At 63.9% G+C, this 17,688-nt stretch carries 17 protein-coding genes and 1 tRNA gene; 12 read left to right on the top strand and 6 right to left on the bottom strand.

Annotation, left to right across the window (positions count from 1 at the left end):
* A partial coding sequence (locus tag AWB68_RS36350; protein WP_200828888.1) for an MFS transporter occupies positions 1 to 570 on the bottom strand: 570 nt, incomplete at its 3' end.
* A 164-nt stretch (positions 571 to 734) separates the two neighbouring features.
* Here AWB68_RS36350 and AWB68_RS36345 point away from each other — a divergent pair.
* From AWB68_RS36345 to AWB68_RS36335, 3 genes are all read left to right on the top strand, one after another.
* Complete coding sequence (locus AWB68_RS36345; protein ID WP_087649077.1) at positions 735 to 1,400, top strand: HugZ family pyridoxamine 5'-phosphate oxidase; 666 nt, start codon at positions 735 to 737, stop codon at positions 1,398 to 1,400.
* 378 nt (positions 1,401 to 1,778) lie between these two features.
* Positions 1,779 to 2,081, top strand: a complete 303-nt coding sequence (locus tag AWB68_RS36340) for an H-NS histone family protein (RefSeq protein WP_087649076.1) — start codon at positions 1,779 to 1,781, stop codon at positions 2,079 to 2,081.
* A 228-nt stretch (positions 2,082 to 2,309) separates the two neighbouring features.
* The gene (locus AWB68_RS36335; RefSeq protein ID WP_087649075.1) at positions 2,310 to 3,515 is read left to right on the top strand and encodes a cation diffusion facilitator family transporter; all 1,206 of its coding nucleotides are present in this window, start codon (positions 2,310 to 2,312) and stop codon (positions 3,513 to 3,515) included.
* 9 nt (positions 3,516 to 3,524) lie between these two features.
* Here the strand turns inward: AWB68_RS36335 and AWB68_RS36330 are convergent, their stop codons facing one another.
* From AWB68_RS36330 to AWB68_RS36320, 3 genes are all read right to left on the bottom strand, one after another.
* Positions 3,525 to 3,983 carry an Lrp/AsnC family transcriptional regulator gene (locus tag AWB68_RS36330; RefSeq protein WP_087649074.1) on the bottom strand — a complete coding sequence of 153 codons (459 nt, stop codon included), beginning with the start codon at positions 3,981 to 3,983 and terminating at the stop codon, positions 3,525 to 3,527.
* 95 nt (positions 3,984 to 4,078) lie between these two features.
* Entirely contained in the window at positions 4,079 to 4,738 is a 660-nt protein-coding gene (locus AWB68_RS36325; protein WP_087649073.1) for a 3'-5' exonuclease family protein, read from the bottom strand.
* A complete protein-coding gene (locus AWB68_RS36320; RefSeq protein ID WP_087649072.1) occupies positions 4,735 to 5,379 on the bottom strand; it encodes an MBL fold metallo-hydrolase in 645 nt (214 codons plus the stop codon). The genes AWB68_RS36325 and AWB68_RS36320 overlap by 4 nt, the downstream gene beginning before the upstream one ends.
* Positions 5,380 to 6,032: 653 nt before the next feature.
* Between AWB68_RS36320 and AWB68_RS36315 the strand changes: the two genes are divergently transcribed.
* Positions 6,033 to 6,641: a septal ring lytic transglycosylase RlpA family protein gene (locus tag AWB68_RS36315; RefSeq protein WP_087649071.1), complete on the top strand. Its 609-nt coding sequence runs from the start codon at positions 6,033 to 6,035 to the stop codon at positions 6,639 to 6,641.
* 52 nt (positions 6,642 to 6,693) lie between these two features.
* Here the strand turns inward: AWB68_RS36315 and rsmI are convergent, their stop codons facing one another.
* Positions 6,694 to 7,587 (bottom strand): 16S rRNA (cytidine(1402)-2'-O)-methyltransferase, encoded by an 894-nt coding sequence (gene rsmI, locus AWB68_RS36310; protein ID WP_087649070.1) that lies wholly within the window; start codon positions 7,585 to 7,587, stop codon positions 6,694 to 6,696.
* On the opposite strand from rsmI, the gene AWB68_RS36305 reads away from it, so the two are divergent.
* From AWB68_RS36305 to AWB68_RS36275, 7 genes are all read left to right on the top strand, one after another.
* Positions 7,586 to 8,008, top strand: a complete 423-nt coding sequence (locus AWB68_RS36305; protein WP_087649069.1) for a YraN family protein — start codon at positions 7,586 to 7,588, stop codon at positions 8,006 to 8,008. The two genes, rsmI and AWB68_RS36305, sit on opposite strands and share 2 nt — an antisense overlap.
* Positions 8,009 to 8,141: 133 nt before the next feature.
* A complete protein-coding gene (locus AWB68_RS36300) occupies positions 8,142 to 8,729 on the top strand; it encodes a phosphoheptose isomerase (RefSeq protein WP_087649068.1) in 588 nt (195 codons plus the stop codon).
* A 52-nt stretch (positions 8,730 to 8,781) separates the two neighbouring features.
* On the top strand, positions 8,782 to 9,582 hold the full coding sequence (locus AWB68_RS36295; protein ID WP_087649067.1) for a BON domain-containing protein: 801 nt from the start codon (positions 8,782 to 8,784) through the stop codon (positions 9,580 to 9,582).
* On the top strand, positions 9,582 to 9,932 hold the full coding sequence (locus tag AWB68_RS36290; protein WP_374729639.1) for a c-type cytochrome: 351 nt from the start codon (positions 9,582 to 9,584) through the stop codon (positions 9,930 to 9,932). The genes AWB68_RS36295 and AWB68_RS36290 overlap by 1 nt, the downstream gene beginning before the upstream one ends.
* A gap of 70 nt (positions 9,933 to 10,002) precedes the next feature.
* Positions 10,003 to 10,078, top strand: a tRNA-Ala gene (locus AWB68_RS36285).
* A 483-nt stretch (positions 10,079 to 10,561) separates the two neighbouring features.
* Positions 10,562 to 12,121, top strand: coding sequence for a methyl-accepting chemotaxis protein (locus AWB68_RS36280; protein WP_087649066.1), 1,560 nt, complete (start codon positions 10,562 to 10,564; stop codon positions 12,119 to 12,121).
* Positions 12,122 to 12,469: 348 nt separating this feature from the next.
* Positions 12,470 to 13,774: a solute carrier family 23 protein gene (locus AWB68_RS36275; RefSeq protein ID WP_087649065.1), complete on the top strand. Its 1,305-nt coding sequence runs from the start codon at positions 12,470 to 12,472 to the stop codon at positions 13,772 to 13,774.
* A gap of 22 nt (positions 13,775 to 13,796) precedes the next feature.
* On the opposite strand, the gene AWB68_RS36270 is transcribed toward AWB68_RS36275, so the two are convergent.
* Positions 13,797 to 15,464, bottom strand: coding sequence for a Na+/H+ antiporter (locus tag AWB68_RS36270; protein ID WP_087649078.1), 1,668 nt, complete (start codon positions 15,462 to 15,464; stop codon positions 13,797 to 13,799).
* Positions 15,465 to 15,893: 429 nt separating this feature from the next.
* Between AWB68_RS36270 and AWB68_RS36265 the strand changes: the two genes are divergently transcribed.
* Positions 15,894 to 17,210 (top strand): EAL domain-containing protein, encoded by a 1,317-nt coding sequence (locus AWB68_RS36265; RefSeq protein WP_087649064.1) that lies wholly within the window; start codon positions 15,894 to 15,896, stop codon positions 17,208 to 17,210.
* The last annotated feature ends 478 nt before the right edge of the window (positions 17,211 to 17,688 follow it).

The following is a 17,688-nucleotide window of genomic DNA, read 5'->3' as shown; positions in this document are numbered from 1 at the left end:
CGCCAGCGCAAGGTGCACGGCGGGCGCCATGCCGTGCGCGAGCAACGCGCCGCCCGCCGCCGCGCCCGCCATCCCGCCGACGCTGAACATGCCGTGCAGCGACGACATGATCGGCCGCCCGAGCGCCTGCTCGACCGCGCTCGCTTCGGCGTTCATCGCGACGTCGAGCGTCGCCATGCCGAAGCCGAACACGGCGAGCACGACGAGCAGCAGCCAGTAGTACGGGGCAACCAGGATCAGCGCGCAGCACGTGGCCATCGTGATGCCGCCCGCGAGGCAGGCGGGGCGTGTGCCGGCGCGCGCGATCCACGAACCGGCGGTCAGCATCGCGAGAATCGAGCCGCCCGCCACGGCGAGCAGCGCGAACGACAGCATGCCGGGGCTCAGCGCGAATTTGTCGCGCACGGTCGGAACGTGCACGCCCCACGACGCGTAGACCATCCCCGCGATGAAGAAGACGGCCATCGTCGCGTAGCGGGCGCGTTCCCGCGCGGCGGGTGGCAATTTGCGATGCGCGGCAAGCGAAGCGTTGTGGTCGAGGGAACTGGAAGCGGACGTTGATTCAGGCACGAAAGAGCTCGTTCGGAAGTGATTGCGGCAGCTTAAAACGTTTCCGCGGAGCTTTCGATTCTATCGAACGGTCTAGAGACACGCTCGCTCGCGGTGCATTAAGATCGATTGATCGCCCGGGCAAAGGGACTCGCGAGTCCCACGACGCACACGAGGACTCCGCCGTGAACATACCGCCACACGCGCCGCTGCATTTGCTGCATCGAGTACCGGACGGCACGCTCGCCACCCATTCGCGCGACCCGCGCGGCTTTCCGTACCCGACGGCCCTGCCGTTCGCGCCGACCGCGCGCCATCTGCCGATGCTGCTGATCAGCCATCTCGCCGAGCACACGCGCAATTTGCACGCCGATTCGCGGGCCGGCTTTCTGGTCGCGCACGCGTCGGACGGCAGCGTGCTGGCAGGACAGCGCCTCACGATGCTCGGGTCGTTCGCGCCCGCGGCGGCCGACGAAGCGTCCGACCTCGCGCGCCGCTATTTGCGTTATCAACCCGATGCCGAGCGTTATCTCGAATTAGGCGATTTCACTATTTGGATCATGTCGCTGGAACGAATGCGGTTTATAGGCGGCTTCGGCGCAATGGGATGGCTCGATGCCGCAGCGCTTGATCCGCTCGATCCGCTGCCGGCGAATGAGGAATCGTTGCTGTGCGCCTTCTTCGATGATTTTGAGCGGCGTCCGCCCGCGCTGGAGTTATTGGGATTAGATCGCTACGGATGCGACTTCCGGCAGCACGGACGTCGCAATCGTTTTACATTCGATAAACCCAAACTTACGATTACGGATCTGAAAGCGGCATTGTTCGACTGGATAGAGCGGCACAGATGAAACTGACAATTTCTGAGTCTCGCACGGAATATGTTGCGGCCCGATATATTCTCACCGGCAACAATCCATCGCGGGAAGGGCGAATTTAGCCGGGAACTCGCATCGCGTGAAATCTTGCTCGCCCGTATTTTGTCCCAATTTCATCGGGCGACAACTTGAGCGCTGTTTAGTTATCTGAATAGTCGAATCCATCGTCCGGACCGTTTCCGAATCGACATCAATTGTTACGAACAAAACTTCCAAATTCTATTTTTAGTGTACTGGTACACACGCCGGCCTAAATCGATCTGTGTTAATCTGCGTTCCAATCCGGGGCCAACACCATAATCGGAAGCGAGCTACAACTCGTACGTTTTGCAAACCACAAAGGGAATTACCATGTCTTCATACAAGGAACTGCTCGCCCAGCGCGAGAACCTGGAGCGACAGATTGAAGAGGCCAAGTCGCGGGAATATGCCGAAGTACTTAATGAGATCAAGCAGAAAATGGCTGATTACGGCATCACCCTTCAGGAACTGGCTGGTGGCCGCAGCAGCAAGGGCGCGAAAACCACGCGCGCACGCGCAGGCGTAGCCCCGAAGTATCGCGACCCGGAGAGCGGCAGCACGTGGTCCGGGCGCGGCAAGCCGCCCAAGTGGATCGCGGGCCAGGAACGCGACAGCTTCCTGATCCAGAAATAAGGCAGCAAGTGCCTCTCAAAAGCCGCGCCATAATGCGCGGCTTTTTGTTGCCCGCGATATACGTGCGAAAACGCAGTTTCCGAATCTGAGCCAGTCGGGTGGCGGAAGAATGAGAACGCTTCCTGTTCCAATAACTAGCTGATTTTTAAGGATATTTTATCGATTTTTCCCAGCGACGCAAGCACTCGCTTGGTAAAATGAGATATTGGATTTACTCGGACCCATCCCATGTCGCTCTCTGTCCCGCGTCCGACGGAAAAGCAGCAGATCGCGCGCAAGACGACCCACGCGAGTATCGCGCTGAACGCCGTTTTGATGACCGCGCAAGTCGGCGTGGGGATATTTGCGCGGTCGCAGGCATTGATCGCCGACGGCATTCACTCGCTTGCCGATTTAGTGTCCGATTTTGTCGTGCTGATCGCGAATCGTCAGGGTGCCGTCGCCCCGGACGTCGACCATAACTATGGTCACAACCGTTATGAAACCGTTGCTTCATTATTCCTTGGCGGATTGCTGATTGCCGTCGGCGCGGGAATGTTATGGCGCGCGGTCGAAAGAATCGCGAATCTTCAGGATATTCCGCCCGTCCATTTGTCCGCGCTTATTGTGGCGCTCATCGTACTTGTTTCGAAGGAAGCGCTATTCCGTTATATGCTGCGCGCCGCAAAGCGTGTCAGATCGGCGATGCTCATCGCCAATGCGTGGCATGCGCGTTCCGACGCCGCGTCTTCTCTCGTCGTCGCGCTCGGCATTATTGGCAATATGGCGGGCCTTCAGGTGTTCGATCCGATTGCGGCGGCCGTCGTCGGTTTCATGGTCGGCAGAATGGGCTGGAGGTTCGGCTGGGACGCGTTGCAGGATTTGTCGGACCGCGCACTCGACCAGGCTACCGCCGATGATTTACGTGCAATCGTCCTGAGCACGTCCGGCGTCAGAGAAGTGCACGAATTGCGGACGCGGAAAATGGGCGATCTCGCGATCGTCGATGCGCATATCCTCGTCGACCCGCTGATTTCCGTTTCCGAAGGCCATTACATTGCCGAATCGGCGCGCACGCATTTGATGAAAGACGCGCGGGTCGTCGATGCGCTGATTCACGTCGATCCGGAAAACGACGCCGTCATGCCGCCGCCGAGCCAACTGCCGATGCGCTCGGCTGTCAGCGAAGCCGTCCGCGCCGCGCTCGGCGCGCATGGCCTCGCGTTCGACAACTTGACCCTGCACTACCTGAGCCGGGGTTTCGACGTCGACGTGCTGCTGCCCCCGGTGACGAACGGAGAAGAACGGGCACAGGCCGACGAACGCCTCGGCAAGGTCGATTTCGAGGCACTCAAGCGCAAGCTTGGCGCGCGGGAGATCCGCGTCGCGCACGCGATGCGGATTCCAGCGACGTCGCCGACACAGAACGCCAGCGCGGCCGCGACGCAGCGCTGACGCCGCGCCTCAAAGCGGCAATTGCGTATCGAACTTGATTTCGCGCAGCACGACGCTCGTGCGCACTTGTGCGACGGCCGGAATCTTGAAGATGCGGTCGTGCAGGAATGCGTCGTAGGCCTTGATGTCGGGCGCGACGATTTTCAGGATGTAGTCGGATTCGCCGGTCGTGCTGTAGCACTCGGTCACTTCCGGGCAGGTGGTGATTTCGCGTTCGAACTGCTCGACGCCGCCTTCGGTATGCCGCGTGAGATGAATATGCGCGAGGGCGCAAACATGCAGGCCGAGCTTTTCGCGATCGAGCAGCGCGGTGTAGCGCTGGATCACGCCGGATTGCTCCATGTCCTTGATGCGCCGCCAGCATGGCGTGCTCGACAGCCCGACCTGATCGGAGATTTCCTGCACGGAACGGCGCGCGTCCAGTTGCAGGAGACGCAGGATTTTTTGTGAGAACGTATCGAGAGTCAACTGCGCCTCCGTTTGGTCGCGACCTGGCTCTCATGGTAGAGGCGCCGGAAAATAAACGCAATCCGAAGCGCCCGAACTGAGGGAGATTCCCTAACTCATCGTCCAGACTGCGCGTTTTTACCTTCCGGATTCGTCTGATTTGCGGCGTCGGCGGATGCATCGCCGGATGCCGCCGCTACGCCCGACAACGCTTGCGACGCCCGCAACTCCGCCAGCATGTTGCAGAAGAGGGCGCCTTGCTCGACGGCGTCGTCGAGCGCGACGTGCGTGTGAGGCAGTTCGTCGAACCAGTGCTTCGGCAGGCGCGGCTTGATCGCCTTGCGATACGGCAGGCCGGTCATCGCGAAGGCGAGCGTCTTGATATCGAGCGCCGACCACGAGAACGGGCAGCGCTCGGCAAAGCGCATCATGTACCAGAACATATAGGTGAAGTCGAAACCCGCCGGATAGGCGACGAACACCGGCTTGCCCGGCAGCGCCTCCACCCACTCGACATAGGCGCGCAACGCCGTCTCGGGTTTCTGCAGGTCCGTCCGGCACGCGGCCCAGGCTTCGGGCTGCGTTTTCCACCATGCTGCCTGCACCGGATGTGGCGCGGCGCCCTCGAGCGTCTCCAGATTCGCCGAGAACGTGGCGATCAATTGCTTGTCCGGCGTATAGGCCGCAGACGCGAAGCTCAGCATCGAGTGTGGGCCTGGAATGGGGCCGTCCGCCTCGATGTCGGTGCTCACGTAGATTTCGGGGATTGCGTTCATGCGCTGACTCCGTCGCCAACGTAGGGATTGGTGCGGCGCTCGGCGCCGAACGTCGATGTGGGACCGTGGCCGGGCACGAACGTGACGTCGTCGCCGAGCGGCCACAGCTTTTCGCGGATCGCGCGAATCAAGTCGGCGTGATTGCCGCGCGGAAAGTCCGTGCGCCCGATCGATCCGGCGAACAGCACGTCGCCGACGAATGCCAGCCGGTGCGCGCGGCTGAAGAAAACCACGTGTCCGGGCGTGTGGCCGGGGCAGTGATACACCTCCAGCGCCTCGCCGCCGAATTCCACCGATTCGCCCTCTGCGAGCCAGCGCGCGGGTGTGAACGGCTGCGCAGCCGCGAATCCGAAGCGCTTGCTCTGTTCGGCCAATTGGTCGATCCAGAACGCGTCGTCGCGATGCGGGCCTTCGATCTTCACACCATAGTAGTCCGCCAGCGCCTGCGCGCCACCGCAATGATCGAGATGCCCATGCGTCAGAAGAATCTTCTCGACGGTCACGCCTTGCCGTTCGACTTCGCCGATGATCCGCTCGATGTCGCCGCCCGGATCGACGACGACCGCGCGCCGCGTCGATTCACATACGGCGATCGAACAATTCTGCTGAAACGGCGTCACAGGGACGAGAGTCACTTTCATTGGCTACAACCGACGCGTAAAAATGTCCATTGTACCGGGGCCGGAGCAGGCTCGTTGCGCCGCCGCATCGGGGCGGAAAACAGCCCGAAACCGGCAATTTTTACGCTCATAGCGAAAATCAATGACAAATTCCATGGTTGCGGGGGCCGAACTAATGTTTTTGGCTATAATGGCATCACTTGTGCATGTGTTCTTCCATGCAATCAATGGGTGATTTGTCAGACGCCAGCGCGTTTTTACAATTGCCATCAGTACGCTGTTGGGGGCCAAAAGCCTCGTAACTGCAACTCAAGCATCGATTCGTTCGATGCACACGTCTTGTCCAGCCAGGTGCGATGCACCTGCTGCGGCCTAAGCTGCCGCGACGCTGGATGGGGCCTACGCCGCCGTTCCTGCGCAGTTCAGCGCGCAAGAACGTGATTGCCACGTTCGATGGCGGCATGTGGGGTCTGGTCAGGCTGCCGGGGACAGGTTGCGCCAGACGTGAAAATTAACCGGGCGTTTGCGGCGAGGTACGTCGCACCCGAGCATCGGCTCGCCGTTCGCAACGATCGAACGGCACGCTGCATTGCGCGGAAAAGCCTTGAGCTGCCACTACGCGCGCGTTTTTTTCGCGGCGCGAGGCGGCTCGACAACCGTTGATACACACGTCTATGAATGTTCGACTTACTCGACAGATTGGGAGTCTCTTTGCCGTTGCAATCCTGGCTGGCTGTGCCGCGCCGGGTTCCGGCGACCTGAGCGCCGCCAATCAGCACCCAGGGAACAACTTCCTTAGCAATAACAGTGCCCGGCCCGTTGCGCCGCTCGCCTACGAATCGACGTTGAACGCGGCGCCGTCGTCGGCCGCCAAACCGGCCGAGGCTTCCTCGCTCGCCGATGCGGAGCCGATCACGGACGGCCCTAGCGTTCGCGACTTCGAACAGCAGGGTCGTGCCTCCTGGTACGGCCGTCCGTTCCACGGTCGCAAGACCGCCAGCGGCGAACGCTACGACATGCACGCGCTCACCGCGGCTCACCGCACGCTGCCGTTGGCATCGTGGGTTCGCGTGACGAACACGGTCAACCAGAAGACGGTCGTCGTGAAGATCAACGATCGCGGCCCGTATGCGCGCGGCCGGATCATCGACCTCTCGTACGCGGCGGCGGCTGCGCTCGGCATGCGTGGCGCCGGCACGGAAAAGGTCAAGATCGAAGGATTGTCGCAGCAGGAAGCGCGTGAAGCGCGCGCCCAGTACGCGTCGAACCAGGCGATGAACTGACCCTTCGTTTCATTCGCGCCACAAAAAACGGGCCGTTTCGACGGCCCGTTTTTCATTTCTCCGCCGATTTGCTCAACGCCAGCGCTCTTGTATACAACGCGTTGCGCGACGCACCTGTCAGCGTCGCGGCGAGCCGGGCGGCGCTGCTGACCGACAACTCCTCCAGGAGCGTCGACAGCAGGCCGTCATGCGCGTCGTCGGCGTCCTCCTGCTGCGGCGCGCCTTCCACCACGAGCACGAACTCGCCGCGCTGACGATTCGCATCGCCGGCGAGCCACGTTGGCCCTTCGGCCAGGGTGCATCGATGCAGGCTCTCATGTAACTTCGTCAATTCGCGGGCGATCAACAACTGACGTTCGCCGCCGAATGCATCGGCGAGCGCCTGCACGGTTTCCACGATCCGATGCGGCGCCTCGTAGAAGACCAGCGCCGCCGGCTGCTTCGCGTAGGCCAGAAGCTGCGCCGCGCGCTGCTTCGGCTTCGTCGCGAGAAAGCCGACGAACGTGAACGTCCGCACCCACGCGCCGGCTGCGCTCAAGGCGGTCGTCAGCGCGCTCGCGCCCGGCAGCGGGACCACGGGGAAGCCGGCCTCGCGCACGGCATCGACGAGTTTCGCGCCTGGGTCCGAGATGCCCGGCGTGCCCGCATCCGACACGCACGCGATGCGCTCGCCGTTGCGCAGATGCTCGATCACGCGCTCGGCGGCGCTGCGCTCGTTGTGCTCGTGCACGGCAATCGACGGCTTCGAGATGCCGTAGCGCGCAAGCAATTGCGACGTGTTGCGGGTGTCCTCCGCAGCGATGCGGTCGGCGAGTGCCAGTACGTGCAGCGCGCGCAGCGTGATGTCGGCGACATTGCCGATCGGCGTCGCGACGATATAGAGCGCGCCCGCCGGATACTGCTGGCCTTCTGCTAGCGCGGTGAGTTGCGCGGGGAGTGGAGTCATGAGGCGGCCGTCCAGTGAAGGACGCCATTGTGCCACGCGCATCGTCAACAACTTTTGTGGGGGAGCCGTGTCCAAGACGGTCGGCGATGCATTCGAAGCCCGCGCGCTCGAGTATCTTCAGCGCCAGCGGATGCGTCTCGTCGCGCGCAATGTCGCGTGCCGGGGCGGCGAAATCGATCTCGTGATGCGCGATCGCGAAGGCGCGCTCGTGTTCGTCGAAGTGCGCGCGCGGCAGAGCCGCCAGTTCGCCGATGCCGCCGCGAGCATCAGCGTGCGCAAGCGCCAGCGGTTGATACGCGCGGCGCAGCATTACCTGAGTACCTGGCGGGGCGCGTTGCCGGTGTGCCGCTTCGATGTCGTCGCATTCGATGCAGGGCGCGTCGTGTGGCTCGCCGATGCATTTCGCGCCGACGACGCGTGACGTCGCGGGGCGCGGTGCATGCGGTAAACTGCGCGGAGCCTGAATCCTGTGCAGACCTCGATCGCGCTTGTCGCGAGCCCGAACGTCACACGCAACGAACCGCCGCGCTCGACGCGGCCAAACCCAAGACTCGATGTCCGTCGAACGCATTCAACAGCATTTCCGCGACAGCGCGGCAGTCAAACTCGAATCACTCGAAACGCTGGCGGTCCCGATCGCGGCCGCCATCGATGCGCTCTTCGGTGCGCTCGCCAACGGCTCCAAGATTCTCGCGTGCGGCAACGGCGGCTCGGCAGCCGATGCGCAGCATTTCGCGGCCGAACTGATCGGCCGGTTCGAGCGCGAGCGCCCGGGCTTGCCCGCGATCGCGCTCACGACCGATTCGTCGATCCTGACCGCCATCGGCAACGACTACGCGTTCGAGGAGATCTTCTCGAGGCAGATCCGCGCGCTGGGCCAGACGGGCGACGTGCTGCTCGCGATCAGCACGTCGGGAAATTCGGTCAACGTGCTCGCGGCGATCCAGGAAGCGCACGAGCGCGAGATGATCGTGATCGCGCTGACGGGCAAAGGCGGCGGCGTGATCGCCGAAGTGCTGGCGGAGACCGACATCCACCTCTGCGTGCCGTCCGAGCGCACGGCGCGCATCCAGGAAGTCCACCTGTTGACGATCCATTGCCTGTGCGACGGCATCGACGCAATGCTGCTGGGCGACGAGTGACAGACATTGACCACGAATCACCGAGATTGACCAACCAAGGGGAACCGAGTTGATGAACAAGACACGCGTCAAGGCGACGCTTGCGCGAGCCACGCTGATAGCGAGCCTGTTGTCGGGCGTCGCGCTGACGCTGCAGGGATGTCCGCTGCTGGTGGTGGGCGGCGTGGCGGGCGGCGCACTCGTCGCGACCGACCGCCGCACGCTCGGCGCGCAGACCGAGGATCGCGAGATTCAGGTGAAGGCGACCACGCAGATCAACCAGAACCTGCCCGACCAGGCACACGTCAACGTGACCGTGTTCAACCGGCGCGTGCTGCTCACCGGCGAAGTGCCCGACGAAGCGTCGAAGCAAAAAGCCGAGGAGGTGGTGCGTGGCATCAACAACGTCGGCACGATCGTGAACGAGCTGGCCGTGCAGGGCGCGAGCTCGATCTCGTCGCGTGCCAACGATTCGTACCTCGAAGGCCGCGTGAAGAGCTCGATGGTCGGCGAGAAGGATCTGTCGGCGAACTACTACAAGGTCGTGTGCGAACGCGGCTCGGTGTATCTGATGGGCCTCGTCACGCCCGACGAAGGCGCGCATGGCGCCGATGTCGCCGCGCGCGTGCCGGGCGTCACGCAGGTCGTGAAGGTGTACCAGTACATCAAGCCGGAAGAGGCGACGGCGTTGTCCGCGGCGGCCGCTTCCGGTGCAAGCGCGACGACGGCCGCTGCGCCGGCGACGCCTGAGGCTACGGTCGGCGCTGTGCCGGATTCGTCGGTGAGTTCGCGTCCGCTCGACCAGCAGGCGCCCGCGCCGGTGAAGAACTCGGATGTGCATCCGGGCAATCCGTCGAAGGCTCCTGTCAAATGATGCGGTGGCGTTGCGTGCTTGATGTCGGGCTTGCCGGGGTGATGTTGCTCAGTGCGACGGCTTGGGGCGCGGAGCAAGCGGCTTCGGCTCCCGACGCCATGGCGATCGCGCGTCGGAACGCTTGCATGGGCTGTCATGCGGTGGATCGAAAGCTCGTCGGACCGTCGTTTCAGCAGATCGCGGAGAAATACAAGGGCGACGCGCAGGCGCCTGCGAAGCTCGTTGTGAAGGTCAAGAATGGCGGCGCCGGTGTGTGGGGTGCGATCCCCATGCCCTCCCATCCGGCGATGACCAACGGCGATGTGCAGGCCGTGGTCAACTGGGTTCTGGCGGGCGCGCCTTCGAAGTGAACGCGGCCGGTATTCGGGTCCGGAGCACTTGTCAGGCGGTTCGGAGGCTGTGCTAGAATCGAATTTCGTTGGGGGGGTAGCTCAGCTGGGAGAGCGTCGCGTTCGCAATGCGAAGGTCGGGAGTTCGATCCTCCTCCTCTCCACCACGAATCGAAATCAAAGCGCACTACGTCGAAAGATGTAGTGCGCTTTTGTCATTGAGGAGGCGAATACGGACCAGCAGCATGCTGCGCCACGAGGACTATCTTTACTCGACGTCTCTGATCCAATAACGCCTTCCCCAACCGCCCCCAAAAAAAACCGCCCAGCGCCGGGTGGCAGTGAGCGGACAAGATCGGAGAGTTACAACGACAACATGCGCATACATGGAAATACGCATGGAAGAAGCATACGTGCCCCAGTTTCGTCGCCCCATACGGAAATTCCTAAAACGCGAAAACGTCGTGTGCCGATGAAGTCATTCGCTTTGCAGCGCGCATCCGCGAACGCTTATTTCCACCATCCCACACTCAAGAATCAACCCCTCACCGCCGTAAAGCCTCTGTGCGCGAGATTCACATCGCGGGAAAAGTCCGATGCCGTCCGTCGAAATTATCGGCGGGGCGTCGGATAAGAGGAGAGGAGACGAGATGAAATGGTTTGACGGGTTGTCCGTGATGAACAAGCTGCTGTTGTCGTTCGCGGTCGTCATAGTGATCACCGCGTGCGTCGGCGGCACCGGCGTAATGGCGCTCTCGAAACTGCATGGCCTCACCGAGGAAATCGGCGAGCGCCATATGGACGGCCTCTACTGGATCGAGGAAGCGAACAAGCACAAGCTCAACACCGACCTCGCCGCCGCCAACCTGACCTTCGCCGACGACGCCGGCAAGGAAAAGCTCAAGCAGAACATCGTGGCCTCGCTCGCGAACATGCATCGCGCGCTCGACAGCACGCGCCCGACGCTCGTTTCCGCCGACGGCATCGCGCTTTTCGACGCGGCCGTGAAGCGCGTCGCCGCGTGGGAAGACATCGTGCAGATGCAGATCGGCGCGAAGCCGATGCCCGTCGCCGTCGATCAGATGGGCCTGATCGCGCAGGCGATCGCGGCGAGCGAAGAAGCGCGCGGCGCGTTCGAGCGCCTTGCCGAGTTCAAGCGTCAGCGCGCGACCGACGCGCAAAAGACGTCGGCGGCCGAATACGAATCGATGCGCCTCGTGATGATCTCGCTCGTGCTCGGGTCGATCGTCGCGGCGGCGGCGCTCGCGGCGCTGATCGGCCGGCGGCTCTCGGCGCAGCTCGGCGGCGAGCCGGCGTACGCGGCGCAGATCGCCGATCGAATCGCGGCCGGCGATCTCGCGACGCGCGTCGCGATCCGCGACGGCGACGAAAGCAGCATGCTTCACAGCCTCGCCGGCATGAGCGAGAAGCTGGCGGACATCGTCGGCGGCATCCGGCATTCGAGCGAGTCGATTCTGCTCGCGTCGCGGGAAATCGCGCAGGGCAACATTGACCTTTCGCAGCGCACCGAGGAACAGGCGGCGTCGCTGCAGGAGACGGCGTCGAGCATGGAAGAGCTCACCTCGACCGTGCGCCAGAACGCCGAGAACGCCGAGCAGGCGAGCGGGCTCGCGCGCGGGGCGTCGGAGGTGTCGGCGCGGGGCAGCGAACTCGTGGGCGATGTCGTCGATACCATGCGCGATCTCGCCGCCGGCTCCAAGCGCATGACCGACATCATCGCGGTGATCGAGGGCATCGCGTTCCAGACGAACATTCTCGCGCTGAACGCGGCCGTCGAAGCGGCGCGGGCGGGCGAGGAAGGGCGCGGCTTCGCGGTCGTGGCGGGCGAAGTGCGCTCGCTTGCGCAGCGCAGCGCGCTGTCGGCCAAGGAGATCAAGGAGCTGATCGAGGCGTCGACCGCGCGCGTCGACAGCGGCGCGGAACTTGCCGAGCGCGCGGGCCGCACGATGGCGAACGTCACGCAATCGGTGCAGCGCGTGACGGACATCATGGCGCAGATTTCGGCGGCGTCGCACGAGCAGAGCACGGGCATCGAGCAGGTGAACCGCGCGGTCGCGCAGATGGACCAGGTGACGCAGCAGAACGCGGCCCTCGTCGAGCAGGCGGCCGCCGCCGCGGGCGCCATGGCCGATCAGGCCGAGCAGTTGAAGGGCGCAGTCGCGGTGTTCGAGTTGGCGCGGAGGGTTTGAGCACGTCTGGCGGCGGGCGTCGCGGCGCGGATTAGGCAAGCGGTCGAACGCCGGCCGCTCACCGCCAAACTGCCAAACGGCCGACCTTCCAACCGACAAAAGGCCGAATCGCCAACCGCCGCGGCCAATCGGCAAACCCCGAGCCGCCCACTGCCAACCGCAACCGCAACCGCAACCGCAACCGCAACCGCAACCGCAACCGCAACCGCAACCGCAACCGCAACCGCAACTGCGGATTCCTCCCTCGCTTGTCAGCAAGTTCCCCACTCCGTACACTCGCGCCTGTTTATAAGACAAGTCCCAGCGCGCCGCGGACGGCGCGTTCAAGCCCGAGAAGGAGAGCCGCCGATGTCCGATTCCTATTTCCCGCGCTGGCGAACCCAGCCGAGCGCCGATGCCGGCCGCGTCGTCGCGCCCGACGAGCGGCTTCCCTGGCCGCAGATGTTCGCGATGGGCGTTCAGCACGTCGTCGCGATGTTCGGCTCGACGGTGCTCGCGCCGCTCCTGATGGGCTTCGATCCGAACCTCTGCATCTTCATGTCGGGCATCGGCACGCTGCTGTTCTTCGTGCTGGTCGGCGGCCGCGTGCCGAGCTACCTCGGGTCGAGCTTCGCGTTCATCGGGCTCGTGATCGCGATTACCGGCTACGGCGGCCACGGCCCGAACCTGAACATCGCGCTCGCGCTCGGCGGAATCATCGCGTGCGGCGTGGCCTACGCAATCATCGGCCTGATCGTTGCGGCGATCGGCACGAAGTGGATCGAGACGCTGATGCCGCCGGTCGTCACCGGTTCGATCGTCGCGGTGATCGGGCTGAATCTCGCGCCGATCGCGGTCAAGGGCGTGAGCGGCAGCAACTTCGATGCATGGATGGCGCTCGTCACGGTGCTGTGCGTCGGCGGCGTGGCGGTGTTCGCGCGCGGCATGGCGCAGCGTCTGTTGATCCTGATCGGGCTGGCCATCGCCTACGCGATCTACGCGATCCTGACCAACGGCGCGGGCCTCGGCGGCAAGCCGATCGACTTCTCGATCGTCGCGAATGCCGCGTGGTTCGGCATGCCGCATTTCACGGCGCCCGTCTTCAGCGCCCAGGCGATGACGCTGCTCGCGCCGGTCGCGATCATCCTCGTCGCGGAAAACCTCGGGCACATCAAGGCGGTCGGCGCGATGACGGGCCAGAGCCTCGATCGCTACATCGGCCGCGCGTTCATCGGCGACGGGCTGGCGACGATCGCCTCGGGCTTTGCCGGCGGCACCGGCGTGACGACTTACGCGGAAAACATCGGCGTGATGGCCGTGACGAAAATCTACTCGACGCTCGTCTTCGTCATCGCGGCGCTGATCGCGATCGTGCTCGGCTTCTCGCCGAAGTTCGGCGCGGTGATCCAGACGATTCCGGGCCCGGTGCTCGGCGGGGTGTCGATCGTGGTGTTCGGGCTGATCGCGGTGACGGGCGCGCGCATCTGGGTCGTGAACAAAGTCGATTTCTCCGACAACCGCAACCTCATCGTCGCGGCCGTGACGCTCGTGCTGGGCGCGGGCGACTTCACGCTCAAGCTCGGCGGCTTCGCGCTCGGCGGCATCGGCACGGCGACGTTCGGCGCGATCATCCTTTACGCGATCCTGCGCCGGCCCAGTTCGAACGTGGTCTGAATCGCCGGGAAACGCTGCGGGCCTAGCTCGCCGAGCCGCGCCTCCTCGTCACGATCGCCGTCTCCGACAAATCGATCTCGCGCATCAGCTTGTTCAGCGTTTCATCGTTGATGGTCTGGTCCGAACGCAACTTCAGCAATTCCGCGCGCTCGGCCCTGAGCGCCGCCATCCTCAGCTTCGTCTCCACCATCTCGCTCTGGTGAGCGGCCTTGCGCGGCGCTTCCTCATCGCCGAGCACTTCCAGGCGCCGCCGGTAGAGGTTCATCACGCGCGCTGTCGTGTCTGCACAGCGCGCCGACCCGGCTTCGTCCATTTCATCGGTGAGCTTTTCGTGGGCGTCGTCGATCGCGCGGATCGCCGCCTGCGCCGCATGGCGCCGGGCGATGCGCTCCTCGGCGGCGTTCGGGTTGCGGGCGCGCTCGAGCCCGAGCAGCAGGATCGGCAAGCCGATGACGGCAATCATCAGCGACACGAGAATCGCCCCCGACGCGATGAAGATCGCGAGATCGCGGCCGGGCAGCGGCGTTCCGTCGGTCAGCGTGACGGGCAGCGCCAGCACGCCCGCAAGCGTCACCGCGCCGCGCACGCCGCCGATCGTCGTCATCGCGAGCGTGCGCGCGCCCGGCGCGGCGCTCTCCAGGCCCTGCTTCGCGGCACCGCGGCTGGCGAACCAGCGCAGCAGGTAGACCCACACGAAGCGCAGTGCGTACAACGCGATCATCACGGCCACCACATAGCCGAGCAGCAGGCCGACCTGCGCGTCGCTGTCGTGATGGGCCTCGATCAGCGCGCGCCCGAGGATGTGCGGAAACTGCAGTCCGAGCATGATGAACACCATGCCGTTGAAGACGAATTCGATCATCGTCCAGGTGCTCGTCATGCGCACGCGGACGACGGTCGGTATGCCTTCGCGCAGGCTCTGGATATTCATCATCATGCCCGCCGACACCGACGCGAGAATCCCCGAGCAGCCCAGACGCTCGGCGATCAGATACGCGGCGAACGGGATCAGCAGCGTGAGGACGACGCCGGCGGCGGGATCGTCGTCTTCGGAAAACTTGAGCAGGCGCTGCGGAATCTCGGTCACGATCCAGCTTATCGCGGCGCCGATCACGATCCCGCCCGCCGCGATCACGACGAAGCTGACGGCCGCGTCGCGAAACGAGAACACGCCGGTGAGCGCGGCCGCGATCGCGAACTTTAGCGCGACGAGGCCGGACGCGTCGTTCATCAGCGCTTCGCCTTCCAGGATGTGCATCAGGTGCGCCGGAATCCGCCCGCGCCCCGCAATGCCGGTCAGCGCGACGGCATCGGTCGGCGAGAGCACGGCGGCGAGCGCGAATGCGACGGGCAGCGGCATCGCGGGAATCATCGCGTGGAGGAAGTAGCCGAGCGCGCCGACGGTGATGAACACGAGCCCGAGCGCGAGCATCAGGATCGCGCGGCGTTGCATGAAGAGTTCGCGTTTCGGAATGCGCCAGCCGTCCGCGAAAAGCAGCGGCGGGATGAAGAGCAGGAGGAAGATATCGGGATCGAACGTGACGTGCAGGCTGAAACCGGGCCACGCGAGCAGCGCGCCGAGCACGATCTGGATCAGCGGCAACGGCAGCTTGACCGGCAGGAGACTCAGGCCGACGCCCGACAGCGCGACGGCCAGCAGCAGGATCAGGACGGTAAAGACGATTTCCATGTTTTTTGAGACTTCACGCGACGTGCGCATGGAAGTCGGACGATCGGGCGTCTAGGATTGTTGGTGGAATCAGGCGAAGTGTAGCCCGACGGCCGCAGCGAGCGTGTGCGTCCGTTTCATCGGAACGATTGCACCGTGCTGGTGCGCACCGCGCGCGTGCTTGCGCGTCAGTGACAGGTCTCGGTGCATGGTCCGTGCAAAAAGCCGACAAACCGGCTGTCTCCCGTGAGCACGGAGCTTGCTTTATCGACTGCCACGGAACGCCATAGATTCCCGGCGAGATCAAGAGGGCCGTTGCATGAAAAGCGAATGGATGGAAACGGGCGCGCGTCGGGGCGCGAGCCTGGGCAGGGGAAGCAGGCTGTTTGCAAGGGTTCGGACGGGCCTTTGGGCGGTGCTTCAGACCCGCATGCAGGCAAGGATGCAGAGATGGTGATAGCGAATACCGACAAGACGGCGATTTCGCCGCGCAACTTCGAGCTCAGCGTGACTTCGGGGTTCGACCGATATTCGGTCGAACATGGGGACCTGACGCTTTCGAGCGTGTTTCAGCCGGTGTTCAGCCTGTCGCACATGCGGGCGGTTGGTTACGAGGGGCTATTGCGCGCTCACGACATGCTCGACCGGCCCGTGTCGCCGCTCGACGTGTTCGGCCAGGCGGCGCGCGTCGGCGAGGCGTTGCAGATCGACCGGCTCTCGCAGGCGCTGCACCTCGAAAACTTCAAGATGCTCGGCGCGCAAACCGAGTGGCTCTTTCTCAACGTGCATCCCGGCGCGCTGACCGAGCCGTATCACGCGGCCGCGCTGCTCGCGAACCTGAAGCGCCTGAAGATCGAGCCGCGCCGCGTCGTGCTCGAAGTGCTCGAACAGCGCGCGGAAGACATCGAGCGTCTTGCCGAGGCCGTGCAGCAGTTCCGCGAGCACGGCTTCCTGATCGCGCTCGACGACTTTGGCGCCGGCCACTCGAACATCGAACGCATCTGGCAGCTCGATCCCGATCTCGTGAAACTCGATCGCGTGCTGCTTTCGCATGCGGGGCACAACGTCCACGCGGCCGTGACTTCGCGCACCACGAAGCAGCGGCGGAATATGGAAGCGGTCCTCTCGGGCATCGTTTCGCTGCTGCACGAGGCGGGCAAGCTGGTGCTGATCGAAGGCGTCGAGACCGAGCACGAGGCGCAACTCGCGCTCGCGAGCGGCGCGGATTTCGTGCAGGGTTTTTTCTTCGCGCGCCCGCATCCGGGTCTCGCGGACAGCGTCCTGGCGCAGACGATCATCAGCGAATTGACGGAGCGTTATCGCTCGCAGACCGAAGCGCGCGAGCGGCGCGTCGCGACACGGCTGCAGCCGTACGTGCGCGCGTTCGAGCGGGCGGCCGAGCGGCTTGCGGCCGGTGAGCCGCTCGAAGAAGTGTGCTGGAATTTTCTGGCGCTCGATAATGCGGCGCGCTGCTTCCTGCTCGACCAGAACGGGCGGCAGGCGGGGCGCAATGTCGTACTGCGGGCGGATCGGGCGGCTCATGAGGCGCGCTTTCTGCCGCTCGTCGATGCGCAGGGCGCCAACTGGCTGCGCCGGCCTTATTTTCGTGCGGCGCTCGGCGACCCGGAACGCGTGCATGTGACGAAGCCGTATCTGTCGATTAATGAGGCACTGCCGTGCGTGACGCTTTCGGTCGAGACGCGAGTTGGAGGGAAGCGCTGCGTGCTGTGCGGGGATATTGACTGGATCGTGGACGACGAAGAGTGAGGGGTGTGCGCTGGCGCTGGGTGTTGGGGTTGGGGGTTGCGTTGTTTACACCGTTTGATGTTTTTGGGCTTCTATGGAACTTGTTTTCTTTGCGGCTTATTTGCTCTGCCCCTGTCCGGGGCGGGACTCACTTTCTTTGCTGCTGCAAAGAAAGTAAGCAAAGAAAGCAGCTTTCCACCGCCAATGCTTGCCATGCGCCGCTAGCCCGTTATGTCGGAGTGGTCCAACCGGGGGAGTGTCGTTAGCGGGGTTTCACCGTTGTTGGCATGTAGACAAGGCGCGCACGTCGCACCGCCATACGAAGTGGACCAGCAGTCATACATCCGGCCTCGCGCTACGCGCTCACCCGTCAGGCAAAACAGAAACCCGAAACCCATCGCTATATCACCGTCCCACGTTCGTGCTTGCTGCATGCTTCAATTCACCGCTTAGCGAACCTGTCGTCGGGCACGAAGTGCCAAGACGGATGAATGACTGC

The sequence above is a fragment of the Caballeronia choica genome, from assembly GCF_001544535.1.
Lineage (GTDB): Bacteria > Pseudomonadota > Gammaproteobacteria > Burkholderiales > Burkholderiaceae > Caballeronia > Caballeronia choica.
This window is presented reverse-complemented; position numbering and strand designations above follow the sequence as displayed.